Raw genomic sequence first — 24,739 nt, forward strand, 5'->3', positions numbered from 1 at the left:
TTCAAAATCCGCTCAGAAAACTCGCTACATTGTCGCCCAGTGCTTCGGTGGCATAGCCGCCTTCCATCACGATCACGGTCGGCAGGTCGGCGGCGCTGATTTGCGCGGCGATCTCAGTGAAATCTTCCGTCTTCAGCTTGAATTGCGAGATCGGATCGCCCTCATAGGTGTCTGCCCCGAAGGACACGAGCAGCACCTCGGGCGCAAACGCTGCGATGCTGTACAGGGCAGTTTTTAGAGCCACCTGATAGTCCGCCATTCCGGTGCCGCGGGGCAGGGGGATGTTGAGGTTCGCGCCTTCGCCGGCACCGTCGCCGCATTCGTCGGCATGGCCCCAGAAGAAGGGGTAATCCGTCACCGGGTCGGCGTGGATCGAAACGAACAGCACGTCGCCGCGATCGTAGAAGATATCCTGCGTGCCATTGCCATGGTGATAATCCACGTCGAGGATCGCGACCCTGGCTTTGCCCGCATCGATCGCCGCCTGTGCCGCTATGGCGACATTGTTGAGGTAGCAATAGCCGCCCAGATAGTCCGCGCCCGCATGATGACCCGGCGGCCTGCAGAGCGCAAAGGCCGCCGGTGCGCCATTCAGCACCGCATCGGTGGCCGCAAGCGCGGTCTGCGCCGCCCAATATGCGCCGTCCCATGTCTGCGCGGCGACCGGTGACGCGGCATCGAAGCTATACTGCCCGAATTGCGCATCGATCCGCTGCAGATGGAGCGGCCGACGGCCGACGATGGGCCAGACATAGCCAGTGGCGTCGCCCGCGCGTCCGGCGTCCACCCATTGCCGATGCGCGCTCTTCAGGAATGCCAGATAGGCCGGACCATGGATGCGCGCGATCGGTGTCTCGCCCCGATCAGTGGGGGCCTCGGTCTCGGTCAGACGGGCAAGCATATTCTTCACGCGCCCGGGATGCTCGGCATAGGGCACATAGCCGCCGTTATGCAGTTCGAGCGCGGGAGCGTGGTCCAGTTGGCGGGGATCGAAGAAGAGTTTCATGATCCGCTCTATGTCATTCCCATACGCCAAGGGAAACCCGCCGAGGGAGAGAATTGCGTTACGGACAACCGCCCGTACCGGCGTGATATTATTGCATGTGACGGAACTGTGACTGGTTCTTTACCGTTTTGCGTGTCATGAAATTGTCATGGACACCATGGTGACACCTTCTTTTTCGCGGCCTGCATCTGCGCCGCCCTTCGCCAAGCTGATGCGCGAAGTGCGGGTGTTGACGGAAATCCGCCGCGGCTGGCGGCTTGGTCCGGCCATGGCCACGGATCATGATGGCCGTGGCCGCCCGGTGATGGTGTTGCCGGGCTTTCTGGCTTCGGATGCGTCCACCGTGATGCTGCGCCGCACGTTGAAGGCCGCCAATTTCCGCGTGCACGGCTGGGGGCAGGGGCGCAATTACGGCATCCGTGCGGATATTCTCGAGCGCCTCGAAGCGCGACTGGACGAAATCCAGATGACGGACGATTCGCCCGTGACGCTGATCGGCTGGAGCCTGGGCGGTCTGATCGCCCGCGAGTTCGCGAAATATGCGCCAGACCGGATCGAGCGCGTCATCACGCTTGGCAGCCCCTTTTCGGGAGATATTCGTGCCAATCATGCGTGGCGCCTTTACGAACTGATCAACCGCCATCCGGTCGATCGCGTGCCGATCCCGGTGAATCTTACGGAAAAGCCTCCGGTGCTGACCTTTGCGCTGTGGTCGGAGAATGACGGCATCGTTTCGCCCGACAGTTCACGGGGGTTGCCACATGAAATCGATCGCGCGTGGCAGGTGGAATGCGGCCATATGGGGTTCACCACCTCTGCGGATTCGATCCAGGCGATGCTGGAGGCGATGGACGCCTGATCCGTTGTGAATCCGGACGATCAGGCAAGGGATGCGGCGATATAGGCAATGTGAGCCGGTCTCTTTCAGCTATAGATGAACGGTATCGCAGAGGAGCCCTTCATGACCAAGATCACCCTCATCACCGGCGCCAGCCGCGGTCTAGGCCGCAACACGGCGCTCAGCATCGCCCGCCGCGGCGGCGATGTCATCTTCACCTATCACAGCCGCAGCGACGAAGCCGATGCCGTTGTCGCAGAGATCGAAGCGATGGGCCGCAAGGCTGTCACGCTTCAGCTCGACACCGGACATGTGTCGGCCTTCGCGCCCTTTGCGGATCGTCTGCGGACCATCCTGCGCGATACATGGCAGCGGGACGATTTCGATCATCTGGTCAACAATGCCGGCCATGGCGATTACGCCACCATCGCGGAGACGACCGAAGCGCAGTTCGACCGGCTGGTGAATGTGCAGTTCAAGGGCGTGTTCTTCCTCACGCAGACTTTACTGCCGTTGATCGCCGATGGCGGCCGGATCGTGAATCTGTCCTCGGGCCTCACTCGCATCACCTTGCCCGGCTATGCAGCCTATGCCGCCATGAAGGGCGCGATGGAGGTGCTGACGCGCTACATGGCCAAGGAATTGGGCACGCGGGGCATCGCGGTGAATGTGGTGGCACCCGGCGCGATAGAAACGGATTTCGGCGGTGGCGCAGTGCGCGACAATGCAGACCTCAACAACCAACTGGCGAGCATTACGGCGCTGGGACGGGTCGGCGTGCCGGATGATATCGGGCCGATGATCGCGAGCCTGTTATCCGAGGACAATCGCTGGGTGACCGGGCAGCGGATCGAAGTGTCAGGCGGTCAGGCGATCTGATCCAGAGTGCGTGGGGGTGGCGACGGTCACTCCTGCGCGCCAATCAGAAAAGGCGCGGCGACCTCCTTGGGAATGCGCAGGATCCGGCCCGTCTTGCGATCGACGATCGCCCAAGTGGTCTTGGCATTCACCTTCACCTTGCCGTCCGCGCCGGTGAATTCCACATAGCGATCGAACCGCGCGCCGCGCGGTGCCTCGCCGACCCATGTCCGCGCCGTCAACGTTTCGCCCGCCTGCACATTGCCGCGATAGTCAATTTCATGCCGGGTCACGACCCACACATAGGCATCCACATGTGCCGGATCGGCAGCCGCAGCCCAGTGCGACGTCGCCATATCCTGAATCCAGCGCACCCAGACGGCGTTGTTGACGTGGCCAAGCTCATCAATGTCCCCCGGCTGAGCGGTGATAAGAAGAGAGAAACTCATCGGGCCATCAAACCGTTTGTCCAGAGCGCATTCGAGGGAGGCTGGTCCGTGGCACGACGTCCCTCGACTGCGTTCGCGACAAACGGAGTTTTTCAATCGCCACCGATATCGCCTAATTGCCACAGAACGAACGCGAAGGATTCCGCATCCTCGCGCAGACTCTCGAACCGTCCCGATTTACCGCCGTGGCCAGCGCCCATGTTGATCTTGAGCAGCAGCAGATTATCGTCGGTCTTGGTCGCGCGCAGCCTGGCGGCCCATTTGGCGGGCTCCCAATAGGTCACGCGCGGATCGTTCAATCCGCCGGTGATCAGCATGGGCGGATAGGCCTGCGCTGCCACATTGTCATAGGGGCTATAACCACGGATCAGATCGAACGCGGCTTTGCTCTCGATCGGATTGCCCCATTCCGGCCATTCACCGGGCGTCAGCGGCAGGCTTGCGTCCAGCATGGTGCTGAGCACATCGACGAAAGGCACATCGGCCACCACCGCGCCCCAGAGCGCGGGATCGGTATTGGCGACCACACCCATCAATTCGCCGCCCGCAGAGCCACCGTTGATCGCGATCTTGCCCGCGCTCGTGAACTTCTCGGCGATCAGGCCTTTGGCCACGTCGGTGAAATCGTTGAACGTGTTCCAGCGTGCCTCGGCCTTGCCCTGCAAATACCAATTATAGCCCAGATCGTCGCCGCCGCGGATATGCGCGATTGCAAAGGCATAGCCCCGATCGAGCAGGCTGATGCGGTTGGTGGAAAAACCGGGCGGAATCGCGAAGCCATAAGCCCCATAAGCATAGAGGAAGAGCTTGCCCGCGCCGTCCTTCCTGAAGCCTTTTTTATAGACCACCGAAACCGGCACCTTCGCGCCGTCCCGCGCGGTCACGATCACGCGTTCGGTCTCATATTGGCTGGCGTCATAGCCCGAAGGGATTTGCTGGACCTTCAGCGTGGTGAGCGATCCCGTGGCTGGATCATAATCATAAGTGGTCCGCGGCGTGACCATGGAGGAATAGGAGACACGGTAGACGTCTGGATCATATTCCGGATTGCTCGAAAGCCCGGCCGAATAGCTGGCCTCGGCAAAGGGAATGCGTGTTTCCGCTCCCGTGTCGTAATCCCGCAGCACGATCTCATCCAGCCCGTCCACGCGCTGGGACAGGATCAGATGCTTCTTGAAGCTGGAAGCGCCGGTCAGATAGATGCGGTCCGATCCGGGGATCACGGTCTTCCAGTCGCCGGGCGTCGCCCAATCGGCCTCGGCCAGACGAAAGTTCACATGATCATCATTGGTGATGATCCAGAATTTGCCATGCCCGGAATCCAGCGAATAGAGGCGCTTCACCTGCCGCGGCGCAATCACGATCGGCTCCGCCAGCGGGTCGGACGCCGGGATGACGCGCATCTCGCTGGTCTGGTTATCGCCGGTGGAGATGACGATCCATTGCTCATCCTGCGTATCGCCGATGCCGACCTGAAAGCCCTCGTCCGCTTCCTCGTAGATCACCTTGTCCGTCGCGGGATCGGTGCCCAGCGTGTGAAGCAGCACGCGATAGCTGCGCCAATTGTCATTGACCTCGGTATAGAAGAAACTCTTCGAATCCGCGGCCCAGACCACATCGCCATTGACGACCGTGCTGACCGTCTCCAATTCCCGGCCCGAAGCGATTTCGCGGACTTTGAGCGTATAGCGCTCCGCGCCGTCGTCATCCAAGGCCCAGGCCATCAGCAGATCGTCGGGGCTGACCTCCAATATGCCGAGGCTGAAATAGTCCTTGTCGCCCGCCTCCTTGGGCTCGTCGAACAACACTTCATCGGGGCCACCCGCTACGGGCTTGCGATAATGGATCGGATATTGCCCCCCCGTTTCATAGGCATACCAGTGGATCCACTTTCCGTCCTTCTGCGGAACAGAGCTGTCATCCTCTTTGATGCGACCTTTCATCTCCTGATAGATCGTCTCCACCAGGTCGCCATGCGGCGCCATATGGCCCTCGAAGAATGCGTTTTCGGCCTTCAGATAATCCAGCACGTCCGGATCGGTCACCTCAGGATAGCCAGCGTCGCGCAGCCAGGCATAGGGATCGCTGATCGTCTCCCCATGATGCGTGGCGGAATGCGCGCGCTGCTCGGCGACGGGGGGCTTGGGAGAATCGCTCATCATGTCTTTCTAAGGTAGAAGGCAGGGGGGTGGCACGGGGATCATGCGCGTCTTATGTTGGTCGCAATAACTAGAGATCAAGGATTGCCGCATGTCCACCCATGAAGCGCGCCTCCAGGCGCTGCGCGATCAATTGAAGCGTGACCGGCTGGATGGTTTCGTCGTGCCCATCTGCGACGAGCATATGAGTGAATATGTCGGCGAATATGCGCAAAGGCTGGCGTGGCTTACGGGGTTTCAGGGATCAGCGGGTGTCGCGGCGGTGCTTCCGGAGGCGGCGGCGATCTTCACTGACGGACGCTATACGCTGCAGGTGCGCGAGCAGGTGAATGGCGCACAGTGGCAATATCAGGATGTGCCGCAGACGAGCGTGGCCGAGTGGCTGAGCGAACACGCGTCCGATGGCGGGCGGATCGGCTATGATCCGTGGTTGCACACGCGTGCCTGGGTGCAGCAGGCGACACGCGCGCTGGCTGAACGCGGCGCGGCACTGGTGGCGGTGGAGACCAATCCGGTGGACGCGGTGTGGCCGGACCAGCCCGCGCCGAGCGACGCGAAGCTGGTGGTCCATGACGAACGCTATGCAGGCAAGAGCGCCGGGGAGAAGCGACAGGAGATTGCCGACTGGCTTCAGGGCAGGAAAGCCGATGCCGTGGTGCTTTCCGCGCTCGACTCGATTGCCTGGACCTTCAATGTGCGCGGACAGGATGTAAGTCACACGCCGGTCGCGCTCGCTTATGCCGTGGTGCATGATGATGCGACGGCTGACCTTTACGTGGCGACCGAAAAGATGGCCGACGATGTGGCACAGCATCTGGGCAATGCGGTGCGCGTGCATGATCGAGCGGCTTTTGCGAGCGATCTGGCGAAGCTGCGCGGCAAGACCGTCGTGGCCGATCCCGAGCGCGCCGTGTCCGCGATCTTCTCCAAACTGGACAAGGCGGGCGCGAAGACGCTGGCGCTGCGCGAACCGACCGTGCTGGCCAAGGCGCTCAAAAACCCGGTGGAGATTGCGGGCCATCGCGCCGCACAGACCCGCGACGGTGCCGCGCTCAGCCGCTTCCTTCACTGGATGTCGATCGAAGCGCCCAAGGGCGGCCTCACCGAACTCTCCGCCGCGGCGAAACTGCGCGAATTTCGCGAGGCGACCGGGCTGCTGAAGGATCTGTCTTTCGATACGATTTCCGGCGCGGGGCCGAATGGCGCGATCTGCCATTATAAGGTCGATGAGGCGAGCAATCGTCCGATCGAGATCGACAGCCTTTATCTGGTCGATTCAGGCGGGCAATATCTGGATGGCACCACGGATGTGACGCGCACCATCCCGGTGGGCACGCCGACGGCCGAAATGCGCGACCGTTTTACGCGCGTGCTGAAGGGCCATATCGCGCTCGCCCGCGCTATTTTCCCGGCGGGCACGCGCGGCAGCCAGCTTGATACGCTGGCGCGGCAATATCTGTGGGCGGTCGGGCTGGATTATGCACATGGCACGGGTCACGGTGTCGGCAGCTTTCTTGCCGTCCATGAAGGCCCGCAGCGTATTGCGAAATCCGCAGGCGGGCAGGCGGGGACGGAAGAGCCGTTGCACGCCGGCATGATCCTCTCCAACGAGCCGGGTTATTACAAGGCCCATGAATATGGCATCCGCATTGAAAATCTGGTGCTGGTGGTGGAGCGTGACATGGCTGGTGCCGAAGCGCAGCCGCTGGGCTTCGAAACGCTCACCTTCGCGCCGATCGAACGCAGGCTGATCGTGACCGAGACGCTGTCACCTGCCGAACGCGCGTGGATCGACGATTATCATGCGGAGGTACTGCGGATCGTCGGACCTCAGCTTGAGGGGGACGCGAAGGTGTGGCTGGAAGCGCAATGCGCGCCGCTTTGAGGGGCTAGGTGTGCAAAATGCCGCTTGTCCCGCGCGCAGTCGAGGGACAGACGGGTCAGATGGCTGTCATTATTCCTCGGGCTTGGTTTCCGGAGCCGTCCGCCCCTCGTCCCCGCGCGCCTGCGCCTTGCGTCGCCGCAGGTTTTCCCTGAGCGCTTCAGCCAGCCGTTTTGCGCGTTCTTCCTCTGCCTTCGTCATCGATCACCCCAATCAGATCAAGCACCGCACCGCAAGCCTTGACGCGGGCGCACCCTTTCGCCATAGCGCCGCCTCTGCCCGGCTTGCCGGGCTGTGCTGCCGTAGCTCAGTGGTAGAGCGCATCCTTGGTAAGGCTGAGGTCGTGAGTTCAATCCTCACCGGCAGCACCATTTTTCTCGACAGATTAGCAATGCTTCGCCTTCGGGCGAGGGATTTGCTAAGGGCAGATATGGGCTTTTCCGAAGCGGATCTCGTCATGGCCGCGCGCACAGGCCACGCATGTCGATGAGGCAGGAATTGTCATGAACGATATGATGAGGCGGCGCAGTGTATTGAGCGCCGGGGCTCTCGGCCTTGCCGGGTTGGGGTTGAGCAAAAAATTCCCGGCCTGGGCGCAGACTGGATCGTCCGGCCTGCAGGGCGATAGTCCCGCGCTCAGCGGCGAGGATATCCGGCTGCGGATCGCGCACGACATGTTCAAGGTCGGCGGGCGCACCGGCCATGCGATCACGATCAACGGCGTGCTGCCGGCTCCGCTCATCCGTCTGCTTGAGGGGCAGAATGTGCGGCTCCATGTGGAAAATGGGCTTGATGAGGATAGCTCGATCCATTGGCACGGGCTGATCCTGCCATTCCAGATGGATGGCGTGCCGGGGATCAGCTTTCCCGGCATCAAGCCGGGCACGACCTTCACCTATGAATTCCCGATCAAGCAATCGGGCACCTATTGGTATCATTCGCATTCGGGCCTGCAGGAGCAGATGGGGCATTATGGTCCGATCGTGATCGGCCCGGCGGGTGCCGACCCGGTGGCGTTCGATCGCGAGCATGTGATCGTGCTTTCGGACTGGACCTTCATTCACCCCCATCAGGTGATGGCGAAGCTCAAGCAGAAAAGCGCCTATTTCAATCGCCAGAAGCAGACCTTGACCGACGGCGCGATGAGCGCGGCAGAGCGGGCACGATGGGGCGGGATGCGGATGGACCCTGCCGATATCGCGGATGTGGGGGGATCGACTTACAGTTTCCTCGTCAACGGACATGGGCCGGATGAGAATTGGACGGGTTTGTTCAAGCCGGGCGAGCGCGTCCGCCTGCGCTTCGTCAATGCCTCGGCGATGACGATCTTCAACCTGCGCATTCCCGGTCTGGCGATGACCGTGGTTCAGGCCGATGGTCAGCATGTCCGCCCGGTCGAGACCGACGAGTTTCAGATTTCGGTGGCCGAGACCTATGATGTGATCGTCACGCCGACTGCCGACCAGGCCTATACGGTGGTGGCAGAAGCGATCGATCGATCGGGCATGGCGCGGGCGACATTGGCACCGCGGCTCGGGATGGTCGCGGCCATCCCGGCGCTGCGCCGGCGGCCGACGCTCTCCATGCGAGATATGGGGATGGGCGACATGGGGATGGCCGACATGGGGGGCGAGGCCTGCGCGCCCGAACATGCCGCCATGGGCCATTGCACGCCGGGTGCGCCCGCCGCGGCCATGAACCATGATATGCGCGACAAGTCATCGGTGCCGCCGAACGTCAAGGTCGGTGTCGGCGTCGATATGATCGCGCCGATGCCCGTGGACCGCACCGGTGATCGCCCCCTGGGGCTTGAGACGGAGCCGCACCGCGTGCTCACCTATCATGATCTGGCACCGCTCGTGCCGTTCCATGACACACGCCCGCCAGCGCGCAGCATAGACATCCATCTGACAGGCAACATGGAGCGCTTCATGTGGTCGTTCGACGGCAAGAAGATGAACGAGGGCGCGGAGCCCATCCGCTTCGCACGGGGAGAGCGGGTCAGGGTGAACCTCATCAACAATTCGATGATGAATCATCCGATACACATCCACGGCCATTTCTTCGAGCTGGTGACCGGCAAGGATCATGGCCATCCGATCAAGCACACGGTGAATGTGATGCCGGGTGGCAAGGCGAGCTTCGATCTGACCGCCGACGCACCCGGCGACTGGGCGTTTCACTGCCATCTGCTTTACCACATGCACGCCGGCATGATGAACGTGGTAAAGGTGCGACCGATGGTTGGAAGCGGCGCAGCATGATGCGCTTGCTTGCCGTTGCGGTCGCGATCGTCTTGGCAGCCCCGGTTGCCGCACGGCAGGCCGGGCCGGACACCGGGGCTGCCGGCGCGCACGCGGGTCATGCCGAGCCGCCGACGTCGGCGGCCATCGATCCGGCCTGCCCACCAGACCATGCCGCGATGGGCCATTGTACGCCATCGCTCACATCGGTGCTGCCATCGCAGCAGGCGCCTGTCGATCCCGATTGCCCGCCCGAACATGCGGCCATGGGGCATTGCACCCCGGCTGCGGGGCCACCGCGCACCGGATCGTCAGCGGCGGCGTCAAACGGCCCCGAACATGCCGCCGATGCCGTGTGGGGCGCGGATGCCATGGCCGCGGCCCGGCGCGCCGTTTATACCGAACACGGTGCATTCCGCGGCGGCAGGCTGCTGCTTGATCGGCTGGAGCATCGGACGCGGGACGGGCGCGACGGCTATGCCTGGGAAGCGGAGGCCTGGTATGGCGGCGACTATGACCGCTTGTGGCTGAAGACGGAGGGAGAGGGCGGCTTTGGCGGGTCGCTGGAATCGGCAGAAGCGCAAGCGCTGTGGAGCCATGCACTGGATCCATGGTTCAATCTTCAGGCCGGCATTCGCTATGATATCCGGCCCAAACCGGGCCGGGCACATCTGGTGATCGGAATTCAGGGGCTTGCACCCTATTTTTTTGAAATCGATGCTGCCGCCTTCCTGTCCGATCGCGGCGATCTTACCGCGCGGGTGGAGGTGGAATATGATCAGCGCATCACCAACCGGCTGATCCTGCAGCCGCGCGCCGAGTTCAACCTGGCGGCGCAGGACGTGCGGGCGATCGGTGTGGGTGCGGGGCTGTCGTCGATCGAGGCCGGGCTACGGCTTCGCTACGAGTTCGTGCCTGAGTTCGCGCCCTATCTTGGCATCTCCTATGAACGGAAACTCGGCAACACCGCCGCCTTTGCGCGCGCGGCGGGGGATGACGTCGGCGGCTCCATGTTCGTCGCCGGGCTGCGTGCCTGGTTCTAGCCGCGCGGCTTGCCGCAAAGGCATCCAGCGCCTACATTCGCCTGATGGCACAGCATCACCATCATCATGAGCCCGAAGGCCCGGCTTTGGCGGACGCGGCGCGCACGGCGCTGGAGAAATCGGGCGAGCAATGGACCGATATGCGCTCCAGCATCTTCGCCGCGTTGGCGAGCTTCGACAAGCCGGCCTCCGCTTACGACATCGCCGAGGCGGTTTCGAAGGCGCAGGGCCGGCGGGTGGCGGCCAACAGCGTCTATCGTATCCTCGATCTGTTCGTGGGTGCCAATGTCGCGCGCCGCGTGGAAAGCGCCAACGCCTATATCGCCAATGCGCATCCCGATTGTCTGCACGATTGCATCTTCCTGGTGTGCGACACCTGTGGACAGACCACGCATATCGATGATGACAGCGTTTCGGGCAATATCCGTTCCGCTGCGCAAAGGGCGGGATTTTCGCCCATCCGCCCGGTGATCGAGGTGCGCGGCACCTGCGCCGATTGCGAGTGACCTGCACCGATCCTGCATGACATCATGATGACGGTTCCGTTCGACAGCATGGCGCGGTGGGGCTAAAGCTGTGGCTTGAAAGAGGGAAACCATGTCCGATTTACCTGTCACGCCCTTGCTGGATATCGTGGCGAACCCTGCCGATCTCCGAAAATTGAAACCTGCCCAGCTTCGGCAATTGGCCGATGAATTGCGCGCCGAAACGATTTCGGCCGTGGGCACTACGGGTGGCCATCTCGGCTCGGGACTCGGCGTGGTCGAGCTGACCACCGCGATCCATTATGTGTTCAACACGCCGGAAGACCGGCTGATCTTCGATGTCGGCCATCAATGCTATCCGCACAAGATTTTGACCGGCCGACGCGATCGCATCCGCACGCTGCGCACGGGCGGCGGGCTTTCGGGCTTCACCAAGCGCAGCGAAAGCGAATATGATCCGTTCGGCGCGGCGCACAGCTCCACCTCGATCAGCGCAGCCCTGGGCTTTGCCATTGCCAACAAGCTGAATGACAAGCCCGGCAAGGCCATCGCGGTGATCGGCGACGGCGCGATGAGCGCTGGCATGGCCTATGAGGCGATGAACAATGCCGAGCAGGCGGGTAACCGGCTGGTCGTGATCCTGAACGATAACGATATGTCGATCGCGCCGCCGGTGGGGGGGCTTTCCGCCTATCTCGCGCGGATCGTCTCCAGCCGCCCCTTTCTGGGCCTGCGCGATCTGGCCAAGCGCGTCGCGCGCAAGCTGCCGCGCCCGCTGCATGACGCCGCGCGCAAGACCGATGAATTTGCCCGCGGCATGGCGATGGGTGGCACATTGTTCGAGGAATTGGGTTTTTATTATGTCGGCCCGGTGGATGGGCATAATCTGGATCAGCTCATCCCCGTGCTCGAAAACGTGCGCGATGCGGAGCAGGGACCGATCCTGGTTCATGTCGTGACGCAAAAGGGCAAGGGCTATGCGCCTGCCGAAGCGGCTGCGGACAAATATCACGGCGTCCAGAAATTCGATGTGATCACCGGCACGCAGGACAAGGCCCCACCGGGACCACCCAGCTATCAGAATGTTTTCGGTGAAACGCTGGCCAAGCTGGCGGATACCGATACGCGCATCTGCGCGATCACGGCGGCCATGCCTTCGGGCACCGGGGTCGACAAATTCGCCGCGCGGCACCCCGATCGCGCCTTTGACGTCGGCATTGCGGAGCAGCACGCGGTCACCTTCGCCGCCGGCCTCGCCGCGCAAGGGATGCGGCCCTTTTGCGCGATCTATTCCACCTTCCTGCAGCGCGCTTACGATCAGGTGGTGCATGATGTGGCGATCCAGAACCTCCCCGTGCGCTTCGCGATCGATCGCGCGGGCCTGGTCGGCGCGGACGGCGCGACCCATGCCGGCAGCTTCGATGTCACCTATCTCGCAACCCTGCCCAATTTCGTGGTGATGGCACCTGCCGATGAAGCCGAACTGGTGCACATGACCTATACCTGCGTCTGTCATGACGATGGCCCGATCGCGGTGCGTTATCCACGCGGTAGCGGCACCGGCGTGGCCTTGCCCGAAACGCCCGAGCGGCTGGAGATCGGCAAGGGTCGCGTGGTGCGTCAGGGCAAGAAGGTTGTCATCCTATCACTCGGCACCCGGCTGGAGGAGGCGTTGAAGGCGGCCGACCAGCTCGACGCCAAGGGGCTGAGCACCACCGTCGCCGACCTGCGTTTCGCCAAGCCGCTGGACGAGGCGTTGATCCGCAAACTGCTGACCACGCATGAAGTGGCGGTCACGATCGAGGAAGGTGCGATCGGTGGTCTCGGCGCACATGTGCTGACTTTGGCGAGCGACACCGGCCTGATCGACGCGGGCCTGAAGCTTCGCACTATGCGCCTGCCCGATATCTTCCAGGATCAGGACAAGCCCGAAAAGCAATATGCCGAAGCGGGACTGGACGCCGATGCGATCGTGGAAACCGTGCTGAAAGCGCTGCGCCACAACAGCGCAACGGTGATCGAGGGCGCGCGCGCCTGATGCCTATCGCGCGTTCCTAAAGCCCTTCCATCACCCGCTTCACTGTCTGTGGCTCCTTGGCAATCATCGCAAGCAGGATGCGGGCCGCTCGTTCCGGCTGGCGGCGGCCTTGCTCCCAGTCTCGCACCGAAGCGATGCTGAAACCATAGGTGCGCGCGAAACCCTCTTGCGTCTGATTATGGGCCGCCCGGATAGCCCGAACATCCACAGTGGAGGGGACATGCGCGACGAACCCGTCTCGCTTTCCCTTTTTCCAGTTCGCGACGTCGCGCAACCCGGCAATCATGCCTTCGAAATCCTCGCTGTCCATGCCCTCAGCGGTCATCACGTATCTCCTTGGCTGCTTCTTTAACGATGGCCCTCTGGCCATCACTCAGATTCGCTTGCTTCGATTTGTTGATCACCGAAATCAGGAACACGGGTTCATTCTCGGTCATATAATATGTCAGCACCCGATAGCCGCCTGATTTGCCCTGACCTTGCTTCGGCACCCTTACTTTGCGGACTCCGCCGCCGCCCGCAATGATGTCACCCGATTCAGGATTGTTGGCGAGCAGCGAGACCGCTGCTTCCCGCTCAACCTGACTCATCCCAGCTTTGTCGGCAGCCTTCAGATAAGCCGGTGTTTCCACGACCGTGTGCATCGCTAGCATATGCGGCATTGCCGTATATAAATCAAGGGATCTGCTATCAAAGCCTCGCCAGCGGCGCGGCGCTCGGCTATCATGCGCGGGTGTTCGCTGTGGAGTATCGAGTGATGCGTATCCTGTTTTTGCTCGTGATGGCGCTGTCGCTTAGCGCATGTATCGCAAAAACGGCGGTGGATATCGTCACATTGCCAGTCAGGGCGGTGGGGGCGGGCGTCGATGCGGTGACCACCAGCCAGTCCGAAGCGGATGAAAAGCGCGGCCGCGAGATGCGCAAACAGGAACAGCGCGATGCCAAGGAAGCCCGCAAGCGCGAGAAAGAAGAGCGCAAGCGCGCGCGGGACCGCGATAATGGAGATTGGGAAGCCTGATGAGCGTCGCCTTCCGCCGCGATAGTGATGAGGAGCATAAGGAGCCGCGGTTCGAACTGCCGCTCCCGGCTGGCCCCAATTTGGTGACCCGCAAGGGACTGGCCCAGATCGCGTCGCAGGTGGCGCATCTCGAAGCGCAGGTCGCTGGCGGTGGCGATGAAGCCGCGGTTACGGTGGCGAAGCGCGAATTGCGGTACTGGCGCACGCGTCTGGCCACCGCGCAGGTCGCGCCTCCCGCACCCGCGGGGCAAGCAGGTTTCGGATCGCGCGTGCGATTCCGGCTGAATGGCGCGGCGCGGATCATCGACATCGTGGGCGGTGACGAAGCGGATCCCGCAAACGGTCGGCTGGCCTTCACTGCGCCGCTCGCCAAGGCATTGATTGGCGGCGAGGCAGGCGAAGTCTTGGATTTCGGTGACAAAGCGGATGCGATCGAGATTGTGGCGATCGAGGTCATCCCCGAATAAGATAAGGCGCTTGGTTTTTCGAGCATCACAGTCGCGACCCGGACCGTTCATCATGATGCGGGCCGATGTTGTGGTGGCGCGCTTCGATCGCCGCATGACCGTGCTGCACAGGATGCGCCACTCCGAAAAGCCGGTGCGTGCGCTCGCGATGAGCGATTATAAAAATTACTTGGATAACAATGATCTGCCGTCGCCCGACGCAGTATTCGGAAAGGCTGCGCGCCAAACTTAAAACGCAAAATTAACGCATTGTCATGATTTCCAATCTAAATGTGAAACTCTGCTTTGGTGAGTTTCATGTCGGCACGTTCAGCCTTTTTCGCTTTGCTTTTTTTGCTGCTGACGCATGTCGCGCCGGGCACCGCGAAGGCTGAAATGGTTCAGCTCCGAACCCAATTTTGCCATGCCAGCGCGCCGGCGGATTTCACGCTTGCCATAGCGGGCGTGGAATCTCTGCGTTACGATTGTGATGATGAGCGGGCATCGGGTTATCAGGATCGCTGGCTCTGGCTGAAGTTGAATGATGCGGGCACGCTTCAATCGCTCCCGGCCCAATGGCAATTGCTGATCGATCAGACCCGGTTCGATCAGATCGCGGTGATGACAGTGGATCGACATGGCCGTGCCCGGATCGTCCAGCGCGGTGCCCGTGCGCTTGCCGACAATTGGGCACCAGGAGGCCTGCTGCGTTTTGGAATCGACCGTCCGGGCGCGGAGATCGAAAATCTGTATATCGGCTTCCTCAGACTCGATGAACTCGGCCTGATGCGCAAGGTGACCGCGGCGAGCCCCGAGAGCGCGGCGCGGTCTGGCGCTGCATGGCTGGCGCTGATGGGGCTGTTCACGGGCGCATTGCTGTCTGCCTTTGCTTATAATCTGCTGATCTATACCGGCCATCGATATCCGTTTCAGCGCTGGTATCTGATCTGGGTCGTCGCTGCGCTTGCTTATGGTCTGTCGTGGACCAACATGATTGCATTTGTCGCGCCGAATTTCGTCGGTCCTATGGCGGTCAGGCTGGATCTGATCTTGATCAGCATCTTGATCGGGACGGGGAACTTCTTCTTCCTGGGCGTCTTGGAAGTTGGATTGCTGCCACGCTGGCTTTCGAGAAGCAGCCGCGCTCTTGCCGTGCTGGTGATCGTTCTCGGCATTGCGGCGTCGATGGATCGGGTGTTTCCAGCGGCGCTCATGGATCGCTGGTTGAATTATGTGATGCTCGTCGGCGTCATCTCCGTCGGCGTCGGCGTGGTGTATGCGATCAAAGGCCGAAGTCGCGTCGTCTGGTTCTATCTGGTGGGCTGGGCACCCGTCCTCGCAGTGTTTGCGCTCAGGCTGTCGCGCAATCTCGGGTTGCTGCCGCAGAACGACGCGATCGACATGGCCACCTTTGGTGCGCTGGCGTTCGAGTCCATCGCCTTGTCCCTCGCTATTGCGGACCGGTTTCGCCATTTGCGGCAGGAGCGCGATCATGCGGAGCAGGCGCGCACCTCGATCGCCATAGAAAGCGAGACGCTGCGCCGCGCCGCGCACACCGATTTCCTGACCGGGCTGGGCAACCGTGCCTCCTTCCAAAATGCGTTGCGGGCGGCGATCGACGATGGTGCGCCGGGTTCCTTCATGCTGTTCCTGATCGACGTGGATCATCTCAAGAGTATCAATGATCGGCTTGGCCATGATGGGGGCGATGCGCTGCTGATCCATATCGCCGATCTTCTGCGCCGGGTGGCCGGGCCGGATGATCAGGTCGCGCGGATCGGTGGCGATGAATTCGCATTGATCGTGTCGGATCCCGATGGTGTGCGCGCGCAGCAGATTGGGGATGCGCTTGATGCCATGCAGGGAGAGATGTGGCGGCGCGGCGGTCGGGCCTGGTCTCTTTCGCTCAGCATCGGCTCCACCGGCTACGCGCCCGATACGCGCGATGCGGAATTGCTGTACAAGAATGCCGATCTGGCGATGTATCATGCCAAGAAGCTCGGCCGGAAGCGGCGCTTTCATTATGATCCGAGCCTGCGCGCTGGCCTTGATCGCAGGCTTTCGTTCGCGCGCGACGCCTGGGTGGCGATCGAGCGGAAGGAATTCGTGCTGCATTATCAGCCGATCGTATCGCTCCAGACCGGCAGCGCTACGGGCTATGAGGCTTTGCTGCGCTGGCAGCATCCCGAACACGGACTGCTCGCTCCAGCCGTCTTCGGAGACATGCTGACCGATATCGAGGTGGGCACCGCCGTGCAGGAGCATGTGCTCGATCTGATCATCGCCAAATTGTGCGCCTATCCCGAAATTCCCGCCATATCGATGAATTTTACCGCGGCGCAGCTTGATGGCGTGCACGCGGCGCAGCGCTTGCTCCAGCGCCTGAATGACAGCGGCATCGCGCCGCACAGGCTGTGTATCGAAGTGACCGAGGATATCGTGCTGGGCCGCACGGTGAATGGCATGGTCAAGGCGTTGCGCCTGTTGCACGAGGCGGGCGTCGGCATCGCGCTGGACGATTTCGGCACTGGCTATGCCTCGCTCATCCATCTCAAGCAGCTTCCGATCGACACGCTCAAGATCGATCGTTCTTTCGTGTTGAGTCTGTTCGATGAGGATGGGCAGAGCGAGGAGATCGTGCGCGCCATCATCGGCCTTGGGCATGGCCTGCGCAAATCCGTGGTGGCCGAAGGCGTGGAAACTCCGGCGCAGCGCGCGCGCCTGATCGCATTGGGGTGCAATTTGGGCCAGGGCTATCTGTTTGCGCGGCCGGCACCCTTATTGCCGTTCGAACATAGTGGACATCCGGTGGCTGGGGTTGCCTGACGCTGATCCGCGGTCGGCCGCGGCGCTCGTCCAATTTGACCAATTTGTGCGCCATTGATCGGTTGGATCGATCACAGGAAGTGGGTTTAGTCATTTCCCATTGTGCCCGCGCTCCCCTATCTCGACGCTCTCACCAGCATGGAGACGGACATTGGGTATTATCGGAACTTCGCTTAAGCCTTTCAGCACGCAGGCCTATAAGGAAGGCAAATTCATCGAGGTCAGCGAGACGGACGTGCTCGGCAAATGGGCAGTCTTCGTTTTCTACCCAGCGGATTTCACCTTCGTCTGCCCCACCGAACTGGAAGATCTGGCTGATAATTACGCCGAATTCCAGAAGCTCGGCGTCGAAGTCTATAGCGTTTCGACCGACACGCATTTCTCGCACAAAGCCTGGCACGATACCTCGCCCGCCATCGGCAAGATCACCTACACCATGCTGGGCGATCCCTCGGGCGTGATCACCAACAATTTCGGCGTGATGCGCGAAGGTCAGGGCCTGGCCGATCGTGGCACCTTCCTGATCGACCCCGATGGCGTGATCCAGTTCATGGAAATCACGGCGGAAGGCATCGGTCGTAATGCCGCGGAATTGATGCGCAAGGTGAAGGCGGCGCAATATGTGCGCGCGCATCCGGGCGAAGTGTGCCCCGCCAAATGGGAAGAAGGCGATGAAACGCTGGCGCCCTCACTCGATCTCGTCGGCAAGATCTAAAAAGCCCGCGGGTCGCAACCGGGGGATGGCCTTTGCCGTCCCCCGGACACCGCCGCCGAACAAATTTTCCGGAGCAGAATGATGTTGGACGCCAATCTCAAGCAGCAGTTGCAAGGCTATCTGGTCAATATCCGTGAACCGATCGAACTGGTCGCATCGCTGGATGAAGGCGCGAAATCGCATGAGCTTCAGCAACTTCTCGAAGAGATCGCCGGCCTGTCGGACAAGGTGAGCCTTGCCCGCGCCGATGGCGATCCGCGCACCCCCAGCTTCATGATCCGCCGAGTCGGCACCGATATCGGCGTGCGCTTCGCCGGCATCCCGCTCGGCCATGAATTCACATCGCTCGTTCTGGCCTTGCTGCACGTCGGTGGCCATCCGTCCAAGGCAGCGCAGGATCTGATCGAGCAGGTCCGCACGCTTGATGGCGATTATGCCTTCGAAACCTATTATTCGCTGTCCTGCCAGAATTGCCCCGATGTGGTGCAGGCGCTCAATCTGATGAGCGCGCTCAATCCCCGGATCAGCCATGTCGCCATCGATGGTGCGCTGTTTCAGGATGAGGTCAATGCTCGCAAGGTGATGGCGGTGCCCACCGTGTTCCTGAATGGTGAGCCGTTCGGGCAGGGCCGGATGGAGCTTGAGCAGATCGTCGCCAGGATCGACAGCGGCGCGCTGAAGCGGCAGGCCGACAAGATTGCGGGCAAGGATCCGTTCGATGTGCTCGTCGTGGGCGGTGGTCCAGCAGGTGCGGCGGCGGCCATTTATGCGGCGCGCAAGGGGATCCGCACCGGTGTCGCTGCCGAGCGTTTCGGCGGCCAGGTGCTGGATACGATGGGGATCGAGAATTTCATATCGGTATCCCACACCGAAGGCCCGAAACTGGCGGCCCAGCTTGAGCAGCATGTGCGCGACTATGACGTGGATATCATGAATCTGCAGCGGGCTGACAAGCTGGTTCCGGCGCGTAGCGAGGGCGGTCTGCATGAGGTGCATCTGGAAAATGGCGCGACGCTGAAAGCGCGGACCGTGATCCTCTCCACCGGCGCGCGCTGGCGGCAGATGAACGTGCCGGGCGAGGATGAATATCGCAACAAGGGCGTTGCCTATTGCCCGCATTGCGATGGGCCTTTGTTCAAGGGCAAGCGCGTGGCGGTAATCGGCGGCGGCAATTCGGGCGTGGAGGCCGCGATCGATCTGGCCGGCATCGTGGCGCATGTCACTTTGATCGAATTCGACAGCGATCTGCGCGCCGATGCGGTGTTGCAACGCAAGCTCGCCAGCCTGACCAATGTGCGGATCATCACATCGGCGCTGACGACCGAGGTGAAGGGCGATGGCGAAAAGGTGAGTAGCCTGGTCTATAAGGACCGCAATCACGATACGCTGCATGAGGTGGAACTGGAGGGAATCTTCGTCCAGATCGGGCTGGTGCCGAATACCGAATGGCTGAAGGATGTGGTGGCCCTCTCCCCCCGCGGCGAGATCGAGATCGATCACCGCGGCGAGACATCGCGACCCGGCATCTTCGCGGCGGGCGATTGCACCACCGTGCCTTACAAGCAGATCGTGGTCGCGATGGGCGAAGGCACCAAAGCTTCGCTTTCCGCATTCGATTACATGATCCGCCTTGAGCCGGTCGATGCCGTGGCGCAGGCGGCCTGAACAGATCCGTCACGGTGCATTGAGCACTGTCCTGAAGCCCAGGTGCGATGCGCCCGCAGTCTCGTTCTGCGCGTGCCGCGCTTCGGGGCGGTAGCGGGCGCAATAATTGGGCGCACACAGGAATGATCCGCCCTTAATCACGCGAGCGCGGACATCGGGCTGGGCGGGGTCGAAACTGGGATCGCCCGGCGCGCCGACGGGATCCGGCATCGGGCCGTGGCCGGGGAGATACCCGCTTCCGGTCCATTCCCAGGCGTTGCCGATCATGTCGTTCAGCCCATAACCATTCGCTTCGAAGCAGCCTGCGGGCGCAAGACGCGCATAGCCGTCCTTGCGATCGTTGCGCGCGGGAAATGTGCCCTGCCACGTATTCGCCCGCTCGGGCGCGGGCTGATCGAGGCTTTCCATGGCACCGGCGCGGGCGGCATATTCGAATTGTTCTTCGCTGGGCAGCGATCGACCGGACCAGCGCGCATAGGCCAGCGCGTCGGCAAAAGCGATCTGAACGACCGGCAAGTCTGCGCGGCCTGCCAGGTCGCTCTCGGGTCCATCGGGATGACGCCACTCCGCGCCTTTCTCATATCGCACCATTGGCTGGGGTTGAGCGGAACCTCACCTGCGTGGGGCAGATCGAATATTATCGCGCCGCCTTCGCGCTCCGCCTGCGTGACATGGCCCGTCGCGGCGACGAACACCGCGAATTGCCGATTGGTCACTTCGTGCCGGTCGATCCCGAATCCCTTGATCGTCACGTCATGCGCCGGGCCTTCTTCGGCATAGCCGCGGTCGCTGCCGATCCGGGTTTTGCCGCCAGCGATCCATGCCTGGCCGTCTGCCGGTTTGGGGCAATGCCCCGCAGCGGCGGCGCGGGCATCCTGTTCATCGCCGCCGCTCCACAGCGCCAATAGGCCCAGCAACGCAACGCCGCCCGGAACCAGTCGTCGGCTCATGGTTGATAGATTTTCACGCTGGGAATGATTATGCCCACCTCCTTGGCATAGACATCCCAGCCTGCGGTAAGCTCGGCCAGGCGCTCGGGATTGTCCTTCGCCAGATCGCGCGTCTCGCCGGGATCTTCGGCGATGTTGAAGAGCTGCCATGCGCCCGTGCCGGGATCGGTGATCTTCCAATCGCCTTGCCGCAGCGCGCGCGAACCGAAGAGTTCGGTGCCGATCGTATCGCCGGTCGCGTAGACCCGATCGGTTTTTCCCTTCAGATACGGCACCCAGCTCTTGCCGCGGATCGGCTCCACCGCCCGGCCCTGAAACTGGCCCTTGTGATCGGGGACGCCTGCCAGTTCGAGGAAGGTGGGCACCACGTCGGCGACCGAAGTGAATGCGCCGCCCAGCCCGCCGCTGCGCTTGAAATCCTTGCCGCCGACAAAGGCCACGGTGCGCGTGCCGCCCTCGGTGGCATAGGCTTTGAACAGCCATGACGGCGCGGTAGCCGCTTGCGCCCAGCCCGGGCCATAGGCGACATAAGAAGTGGCGCTGCCGCGATTGTCGAAACTGTTGTCGGCACCGTCGTCGAGCGTGTTGATCCCGGCCATCTCGCTATGCGCTATGTCCAGTCCTTCGGCACCATTGTCGGCCAGGAACAGGATCACGGTGTTGTCATATTCGTCCGTGCGTTTCAGCTCGGCGATCACCCGACCCACATTCTTGTCCAGCCGATCGACCATCGCCGCATAGATTTCCATGTCGCGCGCGGCAGTCTTCTTCTCTTCAACGGAAAGCGCATCCCAATCCTTTTTGAGCACCGGGGCATGGGCCGCCGTGTCAGCGTCGATCAGCCCCAGTTCGACTTGACGCTTCAGCCTGCGCGCGCGCAACACTTCGAAGCCCGCATCATAGCGGCCGCGATATCTCTCGATATCCGCCTTGGGTGCCTGGAGCGGCCAATGCGGCGCGGTGAAGGCGAGATAGGCGAAGAAAGGCTTTGCGCCGTCCACGCCCTGCTTGGTTTCATCTAGATATTGCACCAGCTTGGTGGCGAAATAATCGGATGAATAGAAATCCTGTGGAACGCCCGGCAAGGTATCTCCATTTTCGCGATAGGTGGTGCCCTTGATCAGCGCATTGGAAGTCGCCAGCCCGAAATGATTGTGCCCACCCTGCAGCAGCGTGAAGCTGCGTTGAAAGCCGCGCGCATGAGGATCCTGATCCGGCGTCAGGCCAAGATGCCATTTGCCGGAGAGCAGGGTGCGATAGCCGTTCGCGCCGAGCAATTCCGCGAGCGACGCAACATTGGGACGGAGATAGCCCTCGAAGCCCGGCTTGCCGCGTTGATTGGGCGCGATCAACTCCGCCATCGCGCCAACGCCGGCCAGATGGTTATCGGTGCCGGATAGCAGCATAGATCGCGTCGGCGAACAGGTGGGGGCGGTGTGAAAGGCGGTCAGTTTCACGCCCTTCTTCGCCAGCGCATCCAGATTGGGGGTGTCGATCTCACCCCCGAATGCGCCAATATCGGAATAGCCGAGATCGTCGGCCACGATCACCAGGAAATTAGGGCGCTTTTCGGATTTCGCCGCTACCGGCGCGGCGAATGCGGCCAGTGGCAAAACGGCGAGCATCGCAAACAGAAAACGGCTTCGCATGGCAGATCGATCTTTCGTAAAAAGGCGGCCGCGCCTCCCTGAAGACGCGGCCCAGTTTGATCCGGGAAAGAGGGGCAAACCCGGATATGCTATTCGGCGGCGAGCAGCGTCTGTTCCTGCCGCTCGGGCTTGATCACGCGGCTGCGGCTGCCGTCGATCGCCACCGGCACATCGCCAGCAATCGTGGCGCGGCGCAGCGTGCGACGCTGCAGGCCGAAATCGGCGATGGCGCGATGCTGGGTCGAGCGATTGTCCCAGATTGCCACGTCGCCCGCGCGCCAGCGCCAGCGCACCGTATTTTCCGGCTTGGTGATATGATCCTGCAGGATGCCGAACAGCCGCTGAGAATCCGCCTGGTTCAGCCCGACGAAATTCTTCACGAAATGGCCGACGAGCAGGGCGCGTTCGCCCGATTCCGGATGGACGCGGACCACGGGATGCTCGGTTTCATAGACCGTGGAAGCGAATACCTTGCGGTGCTCCTCCACGCGTGCCTGATCGGCATTGGAGAAGGTGCCGGCATAATCATAGTCATTGGTGTGCAGCGCCCAGAGGCCATCAACCAAGGTCTTGAGCGCTTCCGGCAATTCCTCATAAGCCGTCACACCATTGGCCCACAGCGTATCGCCGCCGGCTTCGGGAATGGTGATCGCACGCAGGATGGAGGCTTGGGGATAGGAATCGACGAATGTGACGTCGGTATGCCAGCTCGACGCGGCGTAGCCCTCCCTGGAATCCAGTTCGAGCAGATATTTGCTGCCCGGCACGACCGGCACCGTGGGATGCGCCACAGGCTTGCCGAACCGCTCGGCGAAAGCCTCTTGCTTCGCATCGTCCAGCACGGTCTGATCGCGGAAAAAGATCACCTTGTGCCGCACCAGCGCCGCGCGGATTGCCGCCAGCGTGGCGTCGTCGAGATCGCCCGAGAGCGCGACACCCCGGATTTCAGCGCCGATTCGCCCCGCGACGGGTACGATATCGAGCGGGCTCTCGGCTTCATGGGCATTGATGAATTGATGGGTCAGAACAGACATTGCATTGCTCCTTTAGTGAAAGATTGTGGTTATTCGGCAGGCACCAGCGCGCGTTCGCGTTCGTCGAGCGCGCGGCGGATTTCGGAATGGCGGGCTTCGTCCAGCGGAAAGCCGTGTATGAGCCAGGCGGAAAAGGCGTGGGCGATCGCGGGACCAAGCGCGAAGACGTAAAGTAGGCCGTTGAGCGCCGCGGGCGTGTTCTGCACCTTGGGATCGAAGCCGATCCATCCAACGAGCGGTAAAGCGATGCCGATGGCGACCGCTGTCGCCGCCTTGCCCGCCAGGCTGAAGACCGAGAAATAAAGACCTGCACGATCATCTCCCGTTTCGAGCCTATGCTTGTCCGCCACGTCCGCGACGATCGATCGCAGCATCAGATTGCCAGACCCTTGCGCCAACCCCTGCGCCAGGGTGAGGCCCAGCAGCAGCCCGAAGCTGTCCGGCGTTACAATCAACAGGCCAAGATTGACGGCGACCTGGACAAGCTCACCGGCCACCGCCGTCTGATGTTTGCCCAGGCGCAGACCGATTTTCATCCAGATCGGGCCGGCCAGGATGCCGAACACGAATTGAAACAGGAACAGCCCGCCGGCCCATTCAGGGCGGCCCATGTAGAAGGTGACCACGAACACGATCAGCGCGCCACGGATCGTCTGACCCAGCGTTACCGCGAAATCCGATCCCAGCACGCGGAGCAGCAAGGGGTCGCCCAAAACGGTGCGAATGATCACCCCAATTGGTTGGCGCGCCCCTACGGAAACGGGTGCCGGCTGCTCGGGGAAGGCACGCAGCGTCAGGAACAAAGCGGGCAGGATCGAAACCGCCACCAGACCGCCCATCAGCGCGAGCTTCAGCTTCCCGTCGCCGGGCCGCAACTGATCCGCAAGGGTGGGCAGGATCAGCGCGGTGAGCAGCGCAATCGCGGTGATCACGGTCTGATAAGTCGCGACGCGGGTGCGTTCATGATAGCGGCCCGAAATCTCGCCGGACCAGGCGAGGAATGGGATCTGGATCGCCGTCCATCCCAGATAGAAGAAGAACAGGACGATCGCGAGCGAGGTTGCGGTCACCTGTCCCTGCGGGAAAAACAGGAAGAGCGACGATATGGCGAAGACGATGCCGCCGCCTGCGATCCAGGGACGCCGCCTGCCGAAGCGGCTGCGGGTGCGATCGCTGAGCGCCCCCATGAACGGATCGAGCACAGCATCCCAGAGCCGCCCGACCAGAAAAATCAACCCGATGGTAGCGAGAGAAAGCCCATACTCCTGCGCATAGACCGCAGGTAGATATACGCCGAGCGGGAGGCCCGCGGCGGCGACGGGCACCGCGATGGACGAGAAGGCCGCCAGTCGCCAACCGCTCAGCCGGGCCGGATCGGTCTGCGGGGTTGAACCCGATCGGAAGAAGGCGGATGGGAAGACAGTCGCCATTTCAT

22 protein-coding genes, 1 tRNA gene and 1 pseudogene are annotated in these 24,739 nt (G+C 62.0%); 14 read left to right on the forward strand and 10 right to left on the reverse strand.

All coding sequences use genetic code 11. The annotated features are described in order from the left end of the window. Position 1: 1 nt before the first annotated feature. Entirely contained in the window at positions 2 to 1,006 is a 1,005-nt protein-coding gene (locus FHS49_RS03380; protein ID WP_184015205.1) for a histone deacetylase family protein, read from the reverse strand. Between the two features lie 157 nt (positions 1,007 to 1,163). Here FHS49_RS03380 and FHS49_RS03385 point away from each other — a divergent pair, with 157 nt between their 5' ends. Beyond that, positions 1,164 to 1,865, forward strand: coding sequence for an esterase/lipase family protein (locus tag FHS49_RS03385; RefSeq protein WP_184015207.1), 702 nt, complete (start codon positions 1,164 to 1,166; stop codon positions 1,863 to 1,865). A 102-nt stretch (positions 1,866 to 1,967) separates the two neighbouring features. Then, positions 1,968 to 2,723, forward strand: coding sequence for an SDR family oxidoreductase (locus FHS49_RS03390; protein WP_184015209.1), 756 nt, complete (start codon positions 1,968 to 1,970; stop codon positions 2,721 to 2,723). A gap of 26 nt (positions 2,724 to 2,749) precedes the next feature. Here the strand turns inward: FHS49_RS03390 and FHS49_RS03395 are convergent, their stop codons facing one another. Further along, on the reverse strand, positions 2,750 to 3,151 hold the full coding sequence (locus FHS49_RS03395; RefSeq protein WP_184015211.1) for an acyl-CoA thioesterase: 402 nt from the start codon (positions 3,149 to 3,151) through the stop codon (positions 2,750 to 2,752). A gap of 92 nt (positions 3,152 to 3,243) precedes the next feature. Beyond that, positions 3,244 to 5,313, reverse strand: a complete 2,070-nt coding sequence (locus FHS49_RS03400) for a S9 family peptidase (protein WP_425502660.1) — start codon at positions 5,311 to 5,313, stop codon at positions 3,244 to 3,246. Between the two features lie 88 nt (positions 5,314 to 5,401). Between FHS49_RS03400 and FHS49_RS03405 the strand changes: the two genes are divergently transcribed. Next, a complete protein-coding gene (locus FHS49_RS03405; protein WP_184015213.1) occupies positions 5,402 to 7,195 on the forward strand; it encodes an aminopeptidase P family protein in 1,794 nt (597 codons plus the stop codon). 69 nt (positions 7,196 to 7,264) lie between these two features. Here the strand turns inward: FHS49_RS03405 and FHS49_RS19805 are convergent, their stop codons facing one another. Continuing rightward, the gene (locus tag FHS49_RS19805) at positions 7,265 to 7,393 is read right to left on the reverse strand and encodes a hypothetical protein (protein ID WP_281397023.1); all 129 of its coding nucleotides are present in this window, start codon (positions 7,391 to 7,393) and stop codon (positions 7,265 to 7,267) included. A gap of 95 nt (positions 7,394 to 7,488) precedes the next feature. On the opposite strand from FHS49_RS19805, the gene FHS49_RS03410 reads away from it, so the two are divergent. The 5 genes from FHS49_RS03410 to dxs all read left to right on the forward strand — a co-directional run bounded on the left by FHS49_RS03410 (position 7,489) and on the right by dxs (position 13,001). Continuing rightward, positions 7,489 to 7,563: transfer RNA gene (locus tag FHS49_RS03410), tRNA-Thr, on the forward strand. Positions 7,564 to 7,695: 132 nt separating this feature from the next. After that, positions 7,696 to 9,456 (forward strand): copper resistance system multicopper oxidase, encoded by a 1,761-nt coding sequence (locus FHS49_RS03415; protein WP_184015215.1) that lies wholly within the window; start codon positions 7,696 to 7,698, stop codon positions 9,454 to 9,456. Then, the gene (locus tag FHS49_RS03420) at positions 9,453 to 10,478 is read left to right on the forward strand and encodes a copper resistance protein B (protein ID WP_184015217.1); all 1,026 of its coding nucleotides are present in this window, start codon (positions 9,453 to 9,455) and stop codon (positions 10,476 to 10,478) included. The genes FHS49_RS03415 and FHS49_RS03420 overlap by 4 nt, the downstream gene beginning before the upstream one ends. A gap of 44 nt (positions 10,479 to 10,522) precedes the next feature. Continuing rightward, positions 10,523 to 10,984: a Fur family transcriptional regulator gene (locus tag FHS49_RS03425; RefSeq protein ID WP_184015220.1), complete on the forward strand. Its 462-nt coding sequence runs from the start codon at positions 10,523 to 10,525 to the stop codon at positions 10,982 to 10,984. Positions 10,985 to 11,075: 91 nt separating this feature from the next. Next, complete coding sequence (gene dxs, locus FHS49_RS03430; protein WP_184015222.1) at positions 11,076 to 13,001, forward strand: 1-deoxy-D-xylulose-5-phosphate synthase; 1,926 nt, start codon at positions 11,076 to 11,078, stop codon at positions 12,999 to 13,001. A 16-nt stretch (positions 13,002 to 13,017) separates the two neighbouring features. On the opposite strand, the gene FHS49_RS03435 is transcribed toward dxs, so the two are convergent. Continuing rightward, a complete protein-coding gene (locus tag FHS49_RS03435; protein ID WP_221240348.1) occupies positions 13,018 to 13,326 on the reverse strand; it encodes a helix-turn-helix domain-containing protein in 309 nt (102 codons plus the stop codon). After that, complete coding sequence (locus FHS49_RS03440; RefSeq protein WP_184015224.1) at positions 13,316 to 13,645, reverse strand: type II toxin-antitoxin system RelE/ParE family toxin; 330 nt, start codon at positions 13,643 to 13,645, stop codon at positions 13,316 to 13,318. The genes FHS49_RS03435 and FHS49_RS03440 overlap by 11 nt, the downstream gene beginning before the upstream one ends. A 17-nt stretch (positions 13,646 to 13,662) precedes the next feature. Here FHS49_RS03440 and FHS49_RS03445 point away from each other — a divergent pair, with 17 nt between their 5' ends. From FHS49_RS03445 to ahpF, 6 genes are all read left to right on the forward strand, one after another. After that, on the forward strand, positions 13,663 to 14,019 hold the full coding sequence (locus tag FHS49_RS03445; RefSeq protein WP_246350248.1) for a DUF6726 family protein: 357 nt from the start codon (positions 13,663 to 13,665) through the stop codon (positions 14,017 to 14,019). Next, complete coding sequence (locus FHS49_RS03450; RefSeq protein WP_184015226.1) at positions 14,019 to 14,486, forward strand: GreA/GreB family elongation factor; 468 nt, start codon at positions 14,019 to 14,021, stop codon at positions 14,484 to 14,486. Before FHS49_RS03445 ends, FHS49_RS03450 begins: the two co-directional genes overlap by 1 nt. Before the next feature lie 52 nt (positions 14,487 to 14,538). Beyond that, positions 14,539 to 14,718 carry a hypothetical protein gene (locus FHS49_RS03455; protein ID WP_184015228.1) on the forward strand — a complete coding sequence of 60 codons (180 nt, stop codon included), beginning with the start codon at positions 14,539 to 14,541 and terminating at the stop codon, positions 14,716 to 14,718. 65 nt (positions 14,719 to 14,783) lie between these two features. Continuing rightward, positions 14,784 to 17,291, forward strand: a complete 2,508-nt coding sequence (locus FHS49_RS03460; RefSeq protein WP_184015230.1) for a putative bifunctional diguanylate cyclase/phosphodiesterase — start codon at positions 14,784 to 14,786, stop codon at positions 17,289 to 17,291. 151 nt (positions 17,292 to 17,442) lie between these two features. Continuing rightward, positions 17,443 to 18,006, forward strand: a complete 564-nt coding sequence (gene ahpC / locus FHS49_RS03465; protein WP_184015233.1) for an alkyl hydroperoxide reductase subunit C — start codon at positions 17,443 to 17,445, stop codon at positions 18,004 to 18,006. An 81-nt stretch (positions 18,007 to 18,087) separates the two neighbouring features. Beyond that, a complete protein-coding gene (gene ahpF, locus FHS49_RS03470; RefSeq protein WP_184015981.1) occupies positions 18,088 to 19,671 on the forward strand; it encodes an alkyl hydroperoxide reductase subunit F in 1,584 nt (527 codons plus the stop codon). A 9-nt stretch (positions 19,672 to 19,680) separates the two neighbouring features. Here the strand turns inward: ahpF and FHS49_RS19965 are convergent. The 4 genes and pseudogenes from FHS49_RS19965 to FHS49_RS03490 form a co-directional block, all read right to left on the reverse strand. After that, positions 19,681 to 20,621 (reverse strand): annotated as a pseudogene (locus FHS49_RS19965) (formylglycine-generating enzyme family protein). Then, entirely contained in the window at positions 20,618 to 22,270 is a 1,653-nt protein-coding gene (locus FHS49_RS03480; RefSeq protein WP_184015235.1) for an arylsulfatase, read from the reverse strand. Before FHS49_RS03480 ends, FHS49_RS19965 begins: the two are co-directional and overlap by 4 nt. A gap of 89 nt (positions 22,271 to 22,359) precedes the next feature. After that, on the reverse strand, positions 22,360 to 23,304 hold the full coding sequence (locus FHS49_RS03485; RefSeq protein ID WP_184015237.1) for a TauD/TfdA dioxygenase family protein: 945 nt from the start codon (positions 23,302 to 23,304) through the stop codon (positions 22,360 to 22,362). Positions 23,305 to 23,333: 29 nt separating this feature from the next. Continuing rightward, positions 23,334 to 24,734 (reverse strand): MFS transporter, encoded by a 1,401-nt coding sequence (locus FHS49_RS03490; RefSeq protein WP_184015239.1) that lies wholly within the window; start codon positions 24,732 to 24,734, stop codon positions 23,334 to 23,336. Positions 24,735 to 24,739 lie beyond the last annotated feature (5 nt).

Origin of the sequence: Sphingobium boeckii (assembly GCF_014199215.1) — a bacterium.
In the GTDB taxonomy this organism is placed as follows: domain Bacteria; phylum Pseudomonadota; class Alphaproteobacteria; order Sphingomonadales; family Sphingomonadaceae; genus Sphingobium_A; species Sphingobium_A boeckii.

What these genes read in the sequence shown, in the direction of transcription:
- FHS49_RS03405 (WP_184015213.1), top strand. Translation starts at nt 5,402, where the DNA reads ATGTCCACCCATGAAGCGCGCCTCCAGGCGCTGCGCGATCAATTGAAG.
- FHS49_RS03400 (WP_425502660.1), bottom strand. Translation starts at nt 5,313, where the DNA reads ATGATGAGCGATTCTCCCAAGCCCCCCGTCGCCGAGCAGCGCGCGCAT.
- FHS49_RS03455 (WP_184015228.1), top strand. Translation starts at nt 14,539, where the DNA reads ATGATGCGGGCCGATGTTGTGGTGGCGCGCTTCGATCGCCGCATGACC.
- FHS49_RS03480 (WP_184015235.1), bottom strand. Translation starts at nt 22,270, where the DNA reads ATGCGAAGCCGTTTTCTGTTTGCGATGCTCGCCGTTTTGCCACTGGCC.
- FHS49_RS03485 (WP_184015237.1), bottom strand. Translation starts at nt 23,304, where the DNA reads ATGTCTGTTCTGACCCATCAATTCATCAATGCCCATGAAGCCGAGAGC.
- FHS49_RS03380 (WP_184015205.1), bottom strand. Translation starts at nt 1,006, where the DNA reads ATGAAACTCTTCTTCGATCCCCGCCAACTGGACCACGCTCCCGCGCTC.
- FHS49_RS03460 (WP_184015230.1), top strand. Translation starts at nt 14,784, where the DNA reads ATGTCGGCACGTTCAGCCTTTTTCGCTTTGCTTTTTTTGCTGCTGACG.
- FHS49_RS03450 (WP_184015226.1), top strand. Translation starts at nt 14,019, where the DNA reads ATGAGCGTCGCCTTCCGCCGCGATAGTGATGAGGAGCATAAGGAGCCG.
- FHS49_RS19805 (WP_281397023.1), bottom strand. Translation starts at nt 7,393, where the DNA reads ATGACGAAGGCAGAGGAAGAACGCGCAAAACGGCTGGCTGAAGCGCTC.
- FHS49_RS03390 (WP_184015209.1), top strand. Translation starts at nt 1,968, where the DNA reads ATGACCAAGATCACCCTCATCACCGGCGCCAGCCGCGGTCTAGGCCGC.
- FHS49_RS03395 (WP_184015211.1), bottom strand. Translation starts at nt 3,151, where the DNA reads ATGAGTTTCTCTCTTCTTATCACCGCTCAGCCGGGGGACATTGATGAG.
- dxs (WP_184015222.1), top strand. Translation starts at nt 11,076, where the DNA reads ATGTCCGATTTACCTGTCACGCCCTTGCTGGATATCGTGGCGAACCCT.
- FHS49_RS03440 (WP_184015224.1), bottom strand. Translation starts at nt 13,645, where the DNA reads ATGCACACGGTCGTGGAAACACCGGCTTATCTGAAGGCTGCCGACAAA.
- FHS49_RS03385 (WP_184015207.1), top strand. Translation starts at nt 1,164, where the DNA reads ATGGTGACACCTTCTTTTTCGCGGCCTGCATCTGCGCCGCCCTTCGCC.
- FHS49_RS03435 (WP_221240348.1), bottom strand. Translation starts at nt 13,326, where the DNA reads ATGACCGCTGAGGGCATGGACAGCGAGGATTTCGAAGGCATGATTGCC.
- FHS49_RS03490 (WP_184015239.1), bottom strand. Translation starts at nt 24,734, where the DNA reads ATGGCGACTGTCTTCCCATCCGCCTTCTTCCGATCGGGTTCAACCCCG.
- FHS49_RS03415 (WP_184015215.1), top strand. Translation starts at nt 7,696, where the DNA reads ATGAACGATATGATGAGGCGGCGCAGTGTATTGAGCGCCGGGGCTCTC.
- FHS49_RS03425 (WP_184015220.1), top strand. Translation starts at nt 10,523, where the DNA reads ATGGCACAGCATCACCATCATCATGAGCCCGAAGGCCCGGCTTTGGCG.
- ahpF (WP_184015981.1), top strand. Translation starts at nt 18,088, where the DNA reads ATGTTGGACGCCAATCTCAAGCAGCAGTTGCAAGGCTATCTGGTCAAT.
- FHS49_RS03420 (WP_184015217.1), top strand. Translation starts at nt 9,453, where the DNA reads ATGATGCGCTTGCTTGCCGTTGCGGTCGCGATCGTCTTGGCAGCCCCG.